Source organism: Parasediminibacterium schistidii, assembly GCF_046546515.1.
Taxonomy (GTDB): domain Bacteria; phylum Bacteroidota; class Bacteroidia; order Chitinophagales; family Chitinophagaceae; genus Parasediminibacterium.
Genome location: NZ_JBKHKJ010000011.1, coordinates 124,832 through 138,460, shown reverse-complemented (window position 1 = coordinate 138,460; position 13,629 = coordinate 124,832). Strand labels below are relative to the sequence as shown.

Sequence of the window (13,629 nt, the reverse complement as noted above, 5' to 3'; positions counted from 1 at the left end):
GTCCGTGGCTGTCTTTGCACTAGGCTCGAACAACTGTGAGGCATTAGCCAAGAACTCTTTTTTCCATAGGTTCACCTGCGTGGGGTGTACCTCGTGGATCTTGCAGATTTCCTCAAATGTTTTTTGCTCTTTTATGGCTTCAATGGCTACTTTTGCCTTAGATGACGCCTTGAATTTCCTCCTCTCTGATAATGACATAATACTCGGTTTTGCTGTTAAAAATATATCTTAACTAGCTGTCCGATTTAAGGGGAGTACTATAGACATCTCATTTATTTTGGGACAGTTTTACTCATATGCACGGCTATTCTGTCCAGGCTTTCCCACCATTGCGAGACACTTTTAAAATTGGAGGACACGCGATAGCAATTTATAAACTACTCCAACATTTGAGTTCTTTAGTTGGCGGACTTTTTATTGCTTTATCATTTTTCCATTTACCAACAACTGTTTTGACCGGACACGCAATTAATATAAGATATTGGGTAACGAATTTCACAATAATATTTGCAATAGTTGGACTTAGACTTGCTTTCGGAATCGACAAAAACTTTTTGGGACAACTCATTGGGACAAGTGTTAGCGCAATTGCAATTGCCTTAACGCTTACACCCACTTTGACAAACCTTAAAATATAACGGCAGGCAACATCCGTATTTGCGATATGGCTGGCTTGACGGAACTCACTCGGCTTTTAGCCCTTCTTTGAACTTTTGTTCCGGCTGACCGTACAATATTGAGCACTAGGTTATATATTTGAACTTTGAGAGCAGGTATTTGGCTTTTGTTATCGGCTGACCCAGCGCTATTTTCAGCCACATCCCAAATACCGACTCGTTGTGTGCAACCCGTGCGATGAACTTGTGAGGGTTAAAAAAAAAATTAGTATAAATTTTGAACAATTATGAAAACATACTTCCTTTTTTTTTATTGCAATTGCAATGATGTTTGCAACAACCGTTCGCGCACAAATTATTTCTACTGTTGCCGGCACTGACAATCTTTCCGGATTAGCTGCTACCGATGTCGCAATAGGTTTTCCTAATGTTGCTATTGATAGCAAGGGAAACTATTATTATTGTTCTGATGCAGATGTATACAAGGTAAATTATCTAACTAATAAACTAACTAAGATAGCAGGATGTAATCTTAAAGGATATTCAGGGAATGGATATGCTGCAACTTCTGCGCGATTAAGGTTACCTAATAGTGTAGCAGTGGATGCAATTGGAAATGTTTATATATCTGATAGAGGCAATAACTGTATTCGCAAAGTTGATGTAAATGGAATAATCTCTACTGTAGCGGGCAATGGAAATGCTGGATATAGTGGTGATGGGGGACAAGCAACTTCTGCAAAACTTTATGATCCTAAAGGATTGGCATTGGATAAGCAGGGCAATCTATACATTGTGGATGGGCAAGTAAACGTAGTAAGGAAAATATCTGTCAGTGGTATTATTAGCACAGTAGCTGGTAACGCTAGTTCTGGGTATAGCGGTGATGGTGGGTTAGCAGTATCTGCACAATTGTATACTCCATCAGGTATCACGGTTGACGCAATAGGTAATTTATATATTGCGGATTTATTTAACCATCGTATTCGAAAGGTTGATGTAAATGGAATAATCTCCACTGTAGCAGGCAATGGAACTACTGGATATAGTGGTGATGGTGGTCAAGCAACTTCTGCAGAACTTAGTGAACCATTAGGTGTTGCGGTTGACACCCTTGGTAATTTATATATTGCGGATTTTGGGGATAACAGAATACGTAAAGTAAATAAAACTGGCATAATTAGTACTGTAGCGGGAAATAGTACCAGAGGATTTGGTGGAGATGGGAATGCAGCAACTTTAGCCCTTTTTTCTGAACCAAATGGCATAGCAGTTGATAAATTTGGCAGTTTATATATTGCAGATAATGACAATTACCGAATACGTAAAGTAAATATAAATGGAATTGTTAGTACTATAGCAGGAGATGGAACATTTAAATTTAGTGGTGATGGCAGAGCTGCAACTACAGCTGAATTAAGCAGGCCATCTGCCGTAACTTTTGATACAAAAGGGAATGAATATATATATGATAGTTGGAATTATTGTGTTCGAAAAATTACTACAAATGGCATAATCTCTACAATTATAGGAAATGGACATGCATCCGACCAAATCTTAAACCAGGGAAATGATGCTCTGGCAACAGATAAGGCTGGAAATGTATTTATTGGTAATGATAATTTAATAAATAAAATAACACCAGATGGTACAATTAGTATTATCGCAGGCGTAAGTTCTTTTGGTTTTAGTGGAGATGGGGGGCCAGCAATAAAAGCCCAATTATTTGGTATATCTAGCATAGCTTTTGATGCATATGGTAACATGTATTTTTCTGATGGAGGTAATTATCGAATCCGAAAAGTTGATATAACTGGTATTATTAGCACAGTTGTTGGAACAGGGATAAGTGGATTTAGTGGGGATGGTGGCTCAGCAACAGTTGCAGAATTGAATTCACCTAAAGGTATTGCGATAGATAGAACTGGAAATCTTTACATTGTCGATGGTAATCGGGTTAGAAAGGTTTCTACTAATGGCATAATTACTTCTATTGCAGGTAATGGTCAAAATGGATTTGCTGGAGATGGCGGACTAGCAACGAAAGCAATATTGTGTTTGCCTAACAGCATTGCTATCGATGCATCCAATAATCTTTATATAGTTGATGGATGCAATAATAGAGTCCGTAAAATTTCTGCAAATGGAATTATTAGTACAGTAGCGGGTAATGGAGCTATATATTTATCCTCAGGCGAAAGCGGGTATAGTGGTGATGGGGGCTTAGCCACATCTGCACAATTGAACTCACCTAATGGGATAGCGGTAGATGCAAATGGCAATATACATATTTCTGATGCGATAAATAATCGTATTCGCAAAGTAACCTTTAATCCATTACCTGTAACATTTATAACCTTTGACGCAACATTATTTAATGAGAGTATAATAATCAAATGGCAAACAGCAACAGAGCTTAATACTTCAAACTTCATAATCAGTCATAGCGAAAACGGGATTGAATTTAATAACATAGGGTCAGTAAAAGCAACAGGCAGCGGTGCAAACAGTTATGAGTTTATTGACTACACCCCTACTATTGGCACAAACTACTACCGCTTGCAAAGCATGGACAAAGACGGCAGCAGTAGTTATAGCAAAGTGGTAAGCATAAACTTTGGCGACAACCAATCTTTCTCTATTATCCCTAACCCTGCCAGAGACTTTGCAACTATCAGTTTCAGCAAAACGGTGGACAAAGCAACGATTGCAGTTTATGACATTACAGGCAAGGCAGTCATTACACAATCGCTTAGTGGGACAAACTCTTACAAACTAAACACCCAAACCTTGACAAACGGTGTTTATGTGATAAAAGTAAAAACAGCCACGGGCAGCTACAATGAAAAGCTGTTGATAAACAAATAGGACTTTTATAGAAGTGCAGCCAGCTTGACAACAGCTGCACTTCTTTCTTCACTGCTAGACACACCCTGCTAGTGGTGGGTATGCACACAACATCCGTATTTGCGATATGGCTGGCTTGACGGAACATACTCGGCTTTTAGTTCTTTTTTTAGCTTTTGTTCCGGCTGACCATACAATATTGGGCAGTAGGTTATATATTTGAACTTTAGGAGCAGGTATTTGGCTTTTGTTATCGGCTGACCCAGTGCTATTTTCAGCCACATCCCAAATACCGACTCGTTGTGTGCCATATCTGGCGACCACCTCAACAAGCATCAACATTAGGAGGGGCAACTGAAAATTTGTACATTTGCAACATTAAAAAGACAAAAATGGTAATTGCAAATCCTATATATGATGTAGTTTTCAAAAGGCTGATGGAGAACGAGCGGGTTGCAAAATTCTTTATAGGGACACTATTGGAGGAAACGATTGAATCTGTTGAAGTGAAGCCTCAAGAGTTTACCTACACAGACGAGCTTGCGGGTCTTGCCGTTTACAGGCTAGACTTTATAGCAACCATTAAAACAGCCACAGGCGAGTATAAAAAAGTACTTATAGAAATACAAAAGGCTAAAAATCAAATCGATTTGATGCGTTTCAGGAACTACTTGGCAGAGCAATACAAAAAGGAAGACACAGTGAACGATGAAAAAGTGGTGCTGCCAATAACCACCATTTATATCCTTGGTTTCAAATTGCCTGAAATAGAAACCCCCTGTATAAAAGTAGAACGCAAGTACAAAGACTTGATAAACAAGACAATGCTTGAAACCAAAAGCGAATTTGTAGAGAGCCTGACCCACGACAGCTATGTGGTGCAGGTGGAGCGGATTACGGACAGGTACCAAACCCGCTTAGACAAATTGCTAAGCGTTTTTGAGCAGGCAAACTTCGTGGACGACAAAAAAATAATCAAGGAATTTGACCATGCAGCAGACTTGGAAGAAGTGCGGATTATGACGGATATTTTACATCATGCAGGCACTAACCCAGAAGAAAAAAAGAAAATTGAAACAGAGCAAGAAGCCTGGAGGACTGTAAATGCCATGTTTGAAAACGAGAAAAAAGCGTTTATAAAAGCATTGAAAGAAAAAGACAAGGCATTGAGCGAAAAAGACCAAGCATTGACTGAAAAAGACAAGCAAATAGCAGAATTGTTGAAAAGACTCTATGAGAATAAATGATACGGCACACAACATCCGTATTTACGATATGGCTGGCTTGACGGAACTCACTCGACTTTTAGCTTTTGTTCCGGCAGACCCAACAATATTGGGAAGTAGGTTATATATTTGAACTTTAGAGTAGGTATTTGGCTTTAGTTATCGGCTGACCCAGCGCTATTTTCAGCCACATCCCAAATACCGACTCGTTGTGTGTTACTTCCGACGAACCCTAAACTGGCAAAAAAGGGAGTTAGGCAGCTCCACTAAAGTCGAAAAGGTTGGTGGTGACAATGCAAACCCGATAAAATGACCATGGTTCAAAACGACAAGGGAAAAGATGGGCAGAATAACTAATGTCGGAAAGGTTTGGCGTTGACAATGTGAACCCTACAAAATGACCACGGTTTAAGAAAACAAGGGTAAGGACGGGCAGCGTTACTAGGGTCGAAAAAGGTTGGTGTTGACAATATGAACTCGACAAAATGACCACGGTTCAAAACAAAAAGAGAAAAGTCGGGCAGCATTACTTGGGTCTAAAAAGTTGGTGTTGACAATACGAACTCAGCAAAACAAACCCGACAAAAAGACCAAGGTTCAAAGCAAGAGTGAAAAGTCGGGCAGTATTACAGGTTTGAAAAGGTTGGTGGCGACAAACCGCAATCTACAAAATGACCACGGTTCAAAGCAACAAGGGAAAAGTCGGGCAGCATCACAGGTTTGAAAAGGTCGATGGCGACAAACCGCAATCTACAAAATGACCACGGTTCAAAGCAACAAGGGAAAAGTCGGGCAGTATCACAGTGTTGAAAAGGTTTGTGGCGACAATCCGTAGCCGCCGACCTGATAGCAGCTCGACCCAAAGCGGATGGACAGAAGCGAAAGGAAGCAACACACAACATCCGTATTTGCGATATGGCTGGCTTGACGGAAGAAACTCGGCTTTTGGTTCTTCTTTAAACTTTTGTTCTGGCAGACCCAACAATATTGGGCAGTAGGTTATATATTTGAACTTTAGGAGCAGGTATTTGGCTTTTGTTATCGGCTGACCTAGCGCTATTTTCAGCCACATGCGCAAATACCGATTCGTTGGTAGCAATTTGACAAATTGTCACGTCCTAAAATAGGTTGACTAAAACTTAAACACTTTTAGCAACAGTATTGCTTACAAGAAACAAGAAGGCTGTCCAAAAAAGGGGCAGCAAAAATGCAGTTTCACCCTGAAACTTTCCGTCATTGACGAAATCAAAAACGGGCTTATCTCTGTCAATTTTGCCTCAAAAAAGTACGGTATATCCCGCAGCACCATCAACTATTGGATGCAAAAATTGTGTTCCTTTGAACAAAATAAAACAGGCATGAGCATCCAGCAGGAAAACAAAAAACTCAAGGAAAGGATAAAGGAACTAGAGTTTATCAAGGAGGTACAACAAGACATCATAGTGGATTTTGAGAAGGTAACAGGCAAGGAACTTTCAAAAAAGTTATTGCCCGAAACATTAGCAAACGAGATAGCCAGGAAGAAAAAAAAGCTTACAAAATAAAATGGCTGTACGAATGTTTCGGGCTTAGCAAGCAAGCTTATTATCAAAAACTTAAAATACAAAAAGTGAAGGAAGAACAGGCCGTTACCATCAAGAAATTGATAGAACCGATACGCAAAAAGATGCCCCGCTACGGCACCAAGAAACTGCACCTCGACATACAAGGCCAGCTACGGGAAAACAAGATAAAAATGGGCAAGGACGGCTTCATCGCCTTCTGTAAGGACCACCAGCTGCTAATGCCAAGGACCAAAAGATACTTTGTCACTACCGACTCCAACCACCATTACAGGAAGTCGCCAAACCTCGTCAAAACCCTTGCTGTCACTCATTCAGAGCAAGTTTGGGTAACTGACATTACTTACATCAACCTGGAGGGCAGGCACGCCTACTTGGCCTTGGTCACCGACCTGTACTCAAAAAAGGTAATGGGCTTTTGCTTGGACGACAACATGAGGGTCGGGCTAGTAAAAGAGGCACTGGAAATGGCTGTAAAAAAAAGGCAAACCACGCACCAAACCATCATCCACCATAGCGACAGGGGCATCCAGTATTGCTGCCCGGATTATGTGGAATTTGCAGGTAAAAAAGGGATGGTGATGAGCACCACCGAGAAATACGACCCTTATGAAAACGCAGTTGCCGAGCGGATAAACGAGACATTGAAATATGAATTTGGGTTGATAAAAACAATCCCAGATTTGGCAACTGCAAACAAGATGTTGAAGGAAGCCGTGCAGATTTACAACAATGAAAGGAGGCATTGCTCGCTAGGGATGCAGACGCCAAATTATGCCCACACAAGGCAAGAACACAAATACAAGTCTTATGCAAAAAAGGCAAGGTTGACCGAAGGGCAACATCAGGAATGTTGATAAGTTTTTTTTTAACCGAAGGGTTAAATTAAAAAAAAACTTATCAATATTCCTGATGCAATAGTACATTTGATAAACACGATTTTCATAACAAAAAATGGTCAACGTATTTCAGGACAAGACAGAAACTCATAATTAATGGACTTTTACAAACAAATTGAGACAGAAGTTTTGTTAAGAAACAACTCACCAGTTGCAGACTTTGAAGACTTGTCGCCAACAAATTTTTATCATATTATTTATGACAATTACTCTGAAAATTCACCTGTGCATTTTCAAAAAAATATTAGCAATAACACATTAGACCAAGTTTCATTATTTAGAGTAGCAGAAGACTTTATTAAAATTATTGAAAGAGAAAAGTTTATAAAACTAACACCATTAGGAGCATTACCAAGAAAAGTGATAGTTGAACTCTATGACAAGAAATATATTTATGATTACGTTATTGAGAGTGGAATTACAAAATTGATGAGAGAGCAAGATTGTATTTCAATTTTAAGTATGAGACTTGTTACAGAAATTGCAGGAATCACAAAAAAGGCAAATGGGAAACTAACACTAACTAAAAAAGGGACTACTTTCTTAAAGCAAGAAAACAGACAAGACTTTTTTAGATTATTTTTTTCAACTTTTGCAGACAAGTTTAATTGGGGCTTTAATGATGGTTATCCTCAAAAACCTATTGGTCAGTTTGGTTGGACTTTTACAATATACCTTTTAGGAAAATTTGGAAAAGACTATCAGCTTGACAGTTTCTATTCAAAAAAATATTTAACAGCTTTGCCAGACTTGCTAAAACACTTTACACAAGAAAGCTACAGCTCAGTTGAAAATCAATTTGAACGTTGCTATTCTGTGAGAACTTTTGATAGGTTTTTAATTTGGTTTGGACTTGTAGAATTAAAGGACAAACAAGAAAATATTATAATTCAAGGCAAAAATATAAAAGCAACAGAAACTCTAAAAAGTGTCTTTAATATTGACATTTAGAAGATTGGAATTGATAAATATTACTGCAGGCAACATCCGTATTTGCTATATGGCTGGCCTGACGGAACACACTCGGCTTTTAGTCCTTCTTTAAACTTTTGTTCCAGCAGACCCAACAATATTAGGCAGTAGGTTATATATTTGGGCTTTAGGAGCATGTATTTGGCTTTAGTTATCGGCTGACCCAGCGCTATTTTCAGCCACATCCCAAATACCGACTCGTTATCGGTCATTTTCGCAGCCTACTTTTGTAACAATCAGCGACAAACAAAACATATTTATACTTTATAAGACAGGGAAGTAGGATACAGCAAAACTGGTTGCAAAATCCCAAACAGCAGACAAAGGCAACTTGGCAAAACCTGCGGTCACAACCTGACCAGGCACTTTGGGAAATAAAAATCGTCCACAGGTTGACTCAGCTTGCGGCTTGACAAAGCCTCCTCCGTCGTTATGTTTCCAACCTATATGGGGGAATTTTGGGATGCTCATGGGGGAAATATGCCCCCATATAGGATTTTACTTTTGGACTATCCCTGACGGTAGACTAATTTACAGCGTTTTATCAACAGGGGGACTTGGCAACCTAAAATGAATCACTTTTAATACATCATAAATCATCATTGATACACGATAAATACACATTGATACACAATAAATCATCATTAAATCCACAATAAATCACCATTAATTCACTGTAAAACCTTCGTCACTAATGAATAAAACAACTGTATATCAATGAGTTACATCAAACAAACAATCTGAAAAAATTGAAAATTAAAAAAACAACCCTGAAAAGAACACAAAAAGAGGCCTGCGGCAGGCTTTGGTCTTTCAAAAAGTTTTACTTTTTCATAAACTTTGTGGCTTGACAAAGGTCGTTCGCAGCTGGACACAGGCTATTGGTTGACAAAATTCGTTCACAGGTCGACACAGGCTGGGTTCGACAAAACAAAGGATGGCACACCCTGCATAGACAAAACGGCCGATAACATGGGTATTGCCGCAAGCAAGGCGTGACGGAACAAATTTCATCTTTTTGTTTTTTATTTAGCTTCTGTTCAAGCGTGACGTTATAAATTTGGCTTATGAAAAAAACATCAGCAATATTGCAATTATTGGGCTTAGGTTCCAGGCTGACCCAGCGCTATGCCCCCACCTTCGCCAAGCCCGTACTCGTTATCGGTCACTTTTTGGGGACGCTTTACAAGGTTTAAGTGGGACAAACAGGTCGGTTAGCGTACCAAATAGACACACACCACGGTTGACAATTTATAGCCAAATGGCTTGACTCACCACTAAAGGAAAAAACCTGTTGACCCACATTGCTTGACCCTACATTTGACAAAACAAGTCGGGTAGCGTACCCAGTAGACACTGTTACCATCAAGAAACTGAGAGAACCGATACGCAAAAAGATGCCCCGCTACGGCAGCAAGAAACTGCACATCGACATACAAGGCCAGCTGTGGGAAAACAAGATAAAAATGGGCAGGGATGGGTTCATGGCCTTCTGCAAGGATCACCAACTGCTAGTGCCAAGGACTAAGAGGTACTTTGTTATTACCGACTCCAACCACCATTACAGGAAGTCGCCCAACTTCGTCAAAACCCTTGCTGTCACACATTCAGAGCAGGTTTTGGTAACGGATATTACCTACAACAAGCTGGAGGGCAGGCATGCCTACTTAGCCTTGGTAACCGACCTGTACTCAAAAAAGGTAATGGGCTTTTGCTTGGACGACAACATGAGGGTCGGGCTAGTAAAAGAGGCACTGGGAATGGCTGTGAAAAACAGGCAAACCACGCACCAAGCCATTATCCACCACAGCGACAGGGGCATCCAATTTTGCTGCCCCGATTATGTGGAGTTTGCAGCAAAAAGAGGGATGGTGATGAGCACCACCGAGAAATACGACCCTTATGAAAACGCTCTCGCCGAGCGGATAAACGAGACATTGAAATACGAATTTGGGTTGATAAAAACAATCCCAGACTTGGCAACTGCAAACAAGATGCTGAAGGAAGCTGTGCAGATTTACAATGGCGAAAGAAGGCATTGCTCGCTAGAAATGCAGGCGCCAAATTATGCCCACGCAAAGCAAGAACACAAATACAAGTCTTATACAAAAAAGGCAACAGTACATTTGAATAACACGTTTTTCATAACAAAAAATGGTCAACGTATTTCAGGAAAAGACAATGGATCTATGCTGGTAACAGATGATGCAAGCAATGTTATCTGGCGGGTAAGTGCTAATAAATAGTTTAATACAAAAGCGGCCAACAAGAAATACAAAACCAAAAACAATCATAGCGGCACTGGGGAAGTTTCCTTTAACAAGGTTGCAATATTTATTGCAAAAAATTTTTACAACTTGGATTGGTTCCGGCCTTCATTGTTTAAATATTTGTGCTAATGTGGTTAAATAGCTTTTTAAAAATGAAAGAGATTAGAAGAACTTTTTTTACAGCACTACTAAAGCATTTACTAAGTATCTTTAGGTTGTATTAAAAGATTATGCCCTTAGATAAATTACAGCAATCAATTATTCAGGAAGATCCTTGGACCAAGCTACAGTCATTTACACAAGCAAGGATTGCTTTGGGTAGGGCGGGCGTATCTATTCCACTACAAGAAAACTTGCAGTTCAGGCTGGCACATGCCCATGCTAGGGACGCTGTTTATTCAGGCTTGGCATTGGACAATCTTGCTACCTCATTGCAGGCCCTTAGGTTGCCCGTACTTCAATTGCATTGCCAATGCGCAAACAGGCAGGTGTATTTACAAGGGCCAGACCTAGGCAGGAGATTAAACGCAGCCTCAAATGAGCTTTTAAAGCAACTGTCCCCCACCAATCCAGATATTGCTATCGTATTAGCCGATGGCTTGTCTGCCACAGCCATCAACGAAAATGCACTGCCATTGCTACAAATACTTATACCTGTTTTAAAAAGCCAGTATTTTTCTGTTGCGCCCATTTGCATAGTCGAGCAGGCAAGGGTAGCTATTGCCGATGAAATAGGCAGTTTGTTGCAAGCCAAGCTCTCTATAATATTCATAGGTGAACGTCCTGGCCTTTCATCGCCCAATAGTATGGGGGCGTATATTACCTACAACCCTTCCGTGGGGTTGACAGACGAAAGCAGGAACTGCATCTCCAACATACGACCAGAGGGTTTGCCCTACCAATTTGCAGCAGAAAAAATATTGTACTTAATCAAGCAATCTTTACGTTTAAAACTAAGCGGCGTGGGGTTGAAAGATGAGTCTGGCAGTTTTGGGGAATTAAGCAACCTCTTTTAGAAAAGGCGATTTCAAATGTGTGCTTTTGCCTTTTTGCGCAAGCAGGTTTACAATACTTACGTTCAGTTCAAACCCGATAAGTAGGATAAGGGCATTTAAGTATATCAATAACATGATGATAATAACGGTGCCAATGGATCCATATACCTTGTTGTAGCTGGCAAAGTTATTGACCCAGTAGCTGAAAAAAAGGGTTGTTATCAATGTGAGCACAGTCGCCATCACCGAACCTGTTGTAACTAATGGCCAACGCTTTTTTACCGATGGGGCAAATTTGTAAATAAAAGATATACCACAGAATAAAAACACAACCAAAATAACCCATCGTATAACATTCCACCCTTGTATCTTGGCTTTGCGTTTCATGTGGAATAACTGCTTCAATAAAACCCCCATCCTATCTTGCCCAACCAATAACGTGGCTGATGCAATTACAAGCAAAATAAGTATCATAGTAAGCACGATGGCACGCCAACGCCTGTGCATGAAAAACGCTTTGTTTTCCTGAATTGACTTGTCGAAAGTGCGTATAATGCCCATCATGGCATTGGAGGCATAAAAAATAAGCAATATAAACCCCGACGAAAATACACCAACATGCTTCTGCAGCAAATCCTCCAAAATATTCTTGATAAAAGTATAGGTGTTGGAGTTGGGGGTTATGTCTTTAAAAAGCCCCATTATCTGGTTTTCAAAACCATCAGAATCGGGCAGGTAGGGCACAATAGAAAACAAAAACAGCAAAGCAGCGGGCAACGCCATGATTAGGTTGAACGAAATGGCAGAGGCACGCTCTATTAAGCCTACTTTTTTTACCTGCTTTTGGAAATAGACAACCACCTCATAAATAGATATGCTCTCTAGGCCAGGAAAGGCCATTATTTTTGCTTGGTGCATCAAGAAAGCGATGGGCGGCAGCCTAAAAAGTATCCTTTCCAGTTTTGTCACTACTCTTCAGTTTGCTGTTTTTTTGATAAGTATTCATTCAAAGCCTGTTGGTATTCCTTAGCATATTGGCTATGCTGCGCAAAATTGCTGCTAAAATTGCTATACCCACTAAAATCTGGCTTAGCCACAAAAAATATATAATCCGTTGCAGGTGCATTTAGCACTGCATCTATTGTATTGGTTGAAGGGGTGCAAATAGGCCCCGGAGGCAGTCCCTTATTTTTATAAGTGTTATAAGGCGACAGCACCGTAAGGTGCTGGAATAAAATCCGCTTCAACAAAAAATCTTTCAACGCAAATTTAATGGTAGGGTCTGCGCCTAGGTTCATCCCTTTATGCAAACGGTTGATATACACGCTTGCAATTTTTCCTTTGTCTTCTTCCTTGTTGGTTTCTTCCTCCACTATAGATGCAATGGTATATATTTCTTTTGACGTAAAACCCATGGTGGTGGCTTTCTGCATCCTGCCCCCATTTCCCCAAAAATCGTCGCTAGCCTTTTTTATACGGGTAAATATTTTAGCAAGCCCTGTACTCCAATAAAAAGCATAGGTGTTAGGCACAACAATAGTCATTACCGTATTGCTATCTATAGAAAATGGTTTCAGCGAATCATTGCTTGTAAGAAATTGCATAACCCCCGCAGAGTCAGTTGAAAAATTTTTACCAATCAGCCTTGCCAAGTCTTCGTTTGTACGCAGTTTATTGATAACTAACTTCACTTCTACTTGCCTGTTGCGACGAAGCATACGCACAATAGATAGTACGTTATCGCCATTTCTTACTTCAAACTTGCCTGGCCTTAGTTTGTCCCAAACACCAAGCTGGCTGGCAAGCAAAGAAAATGCCCATCCATTTTTGATAATGTATTTCTCTTTCAACAAAGCCACTACATCTTCTTTGTTGTTTTTATCTGGCTCTACTATAAACGACTTTGCTTTTTCGTCAAATGCCGTGGCTGGGGCGAAAAAAATGTATAACACAGCAACAAGCAATACGAAGGCTGCAAACAAAAAGGCTACTATTTTTTTCTTCATGGCGAGAAACAAATAAAAATCCCCGTTAAGGTTATTGGCTTAACGGGGACTGCAATACAATAAAAAAAAGTCATTACTTACCACATCGTACACATAGGCAAGAAAAAGAAAAAAGGAGACATAGGCTTTTATATTTTTTGCCCCCAAAGTCCTTATAAATAGGGAAATGCTGTAAATACTATGTTTCCTTTTTTTTTTTATTCGCTTAAACCTATGTGTCCTATATTCCTATATG

Annotated in this window: 12 protein-coding genes and 1 pseudogene; 10 read left to right on the top strand and 3 right to left on the bottom strand. The window is 39.9% G+C overall.

Annotation, left to right across the window (positions count from 1 at the left end; genetic code table 11):
- A partial coding sequence (locus ACHFIY_RS08555) for a transposase (RefSeq protein ID WP_410845660.1) occupies positions 1-198 on the bottom strand: 198 nt, incomplete at its 3' end.
- 80 nt (positions 199-278) lie between these two features.
- On the opposite strand from ACHFIY_RS08555, the pseudogene ACHFIY_RS08550 reads away from it, so the two are divergent.
- From ACHFIY_RS08550 to eutC, 10 genes and pseudogenes are all read left to right on the top strand, one after another.
- A pseudogene (locus ACHFIY_RS08550) lies at positions 279-638 on the top strand (DUF4184 family protein); the annotation flags it as partial.
- A gap of 303 nt (positions 639-941) precedes the next feature.
- Positions 942-3,485: an NHL domain-containing protein gene (locus ACHFIY_RS08545; RefSeq protein ID WP_410845659.1), complete on the top strand. Its 2,544-nt coding sequence runs from the start codon at positions 942-944 to the stop codon at positions 3,483-3,485.
- 371 nt (positions 3,486-3,856) lie between these two features.
- Positions 3,857-4,711: a hypothetical protein gene (locus ACHFIY_RS08540; RefSeq protein WP_410845658.1), complete on the top strand. Its 855-nt coding sequence runs from the start codon at positions 3,857-3,859 to the stop codon at positions 4,709-4,711.
- 1,337 nt (positions 4,712-6,048) lie between these two features.
- Positions 6,049-6,234, top strand: coding sequence for a hypothetical protein (locus ACHFIY_RS08535; protein WP_410845657.1), 186 nt, complete (start codon positions 6,049-6,051; stop codon positions 6,232-6,234).
- Positions 6,177-7,109 carry an IS3 family transposase gene (locus tag ACHFIY_RS08530; RefSeq protein WP_410845662.1) on the top strand — a complete coding sequence of 311 codons (933 nt, stop codon included), beginning with the start codon at positions 6,177-6,179 and terminating at the stop codon, positions 7,107-7,109. The genes ACHFIY_RS08535 and ACHFIY_RS08530 overlap by 58 nt, the downstream gene beginning before the upstream one ends.
- 138 nt (positions 7,110-7,247) lie before the next feature.
- Positions 7,248-8,102 carry a hypothetical protein gene (locus ACHFIY_RS08525; protein ID WP_410845656.1) on the top strand — a complete coding sequence of 285 codons (855 nt, stop codon included), beginning with the start codon at positions 7,248-7,250 and terminating at the stop codon, positions 8,100-8,102.
- An 861-nt stretch (positions 8,103-8,963) separates the two neighbouring features.
- Positions 8,964-9,122, top strand: coding sequence for a hypothetical protein (locus ACHFIY_RS08520; protein ID WP_410845655.1), 159 nt, complete (start codon positions 8,964-8,966; stop codon positions 9,120-9,122).
- Between the two features lie 68 nt (positions 9,123-9,190).
- Complete coding sequence (locus ACHFIY_RS08515; RefSeq protein ID WP_410845654.1) at positions 9,191-9,319, top strand: hypothetical protein; 129 nt, start codon at positions 9,191-9,193, stop codon at positions 9,317-9,319.
- Positions 9,320-9,427: 108 nt separating this feature from the next.
- Positions 9,428-10,369 carry an IS3 family transposase gene (locus ACHFIY_RS08510; protein ID WP_410845653.1) on the top strand — a complete coding sequence of 314 codons (942 nt, stop codon included), beginning with the start codon at positions 9,428-9,430 and terminating at the stop codon, positions 10,367-10,369.
- Between the two features lie 254 nt (positions 10,370-10,623).
- Positions 10,624-11,409: an ethanolamine ammonia-lyase subunit EutC gene (gene eutC, locus ACHFIY_RS08505; RefSeq protein ID WP_410845652.1), complete on the top strand. Its 786-nt coding sequence runs from the start codon at positions 10,624-10,626 to the stop codon at positions 11,407-11,409.
- Here the strand turns inward: eutC and ACHFIY_RS08500 are convergent.
- Together ACHFIY_RS08500 and mltG are read right to left on the bottom strand one after the other, a co-directional pair.
- The gene (locus ACHFIY_RS08500; protein ID WP_410845651.1) at positions 11,392-12,357 is read right to left on the bottom strand and encodes a YihY/virulence factor BrkB family protein; all 966 of its coding nucleotides are present in this window, start codon (positions 12,355-12,357) and stop codon (positions 11,392-11,394) included. The two genes, eutC and ACHFIY_RS08500, sit on opposite strands and share 18 nt — an antisense overlap.
- Positions 12,357-13,394 carry an endolytic transglycosylase MltG gene (gene mltG, locus ACHFIY_RS08495; RefSeq protein WP_410845650.1) on the bottom strand — a complete coding sequence of 346 codons (1,038 nt, stop codon included), beginning with the start codon at positions 13,392-13,394 and terminating at the stop codon, positions 12,357-12,359. Before mltG ends, ACHFIY_RS08500 begins: the two co-directional genes overlap by 1 nt.
- Positions 13,395-13,629: the final 235 nt, after the last annotated feature.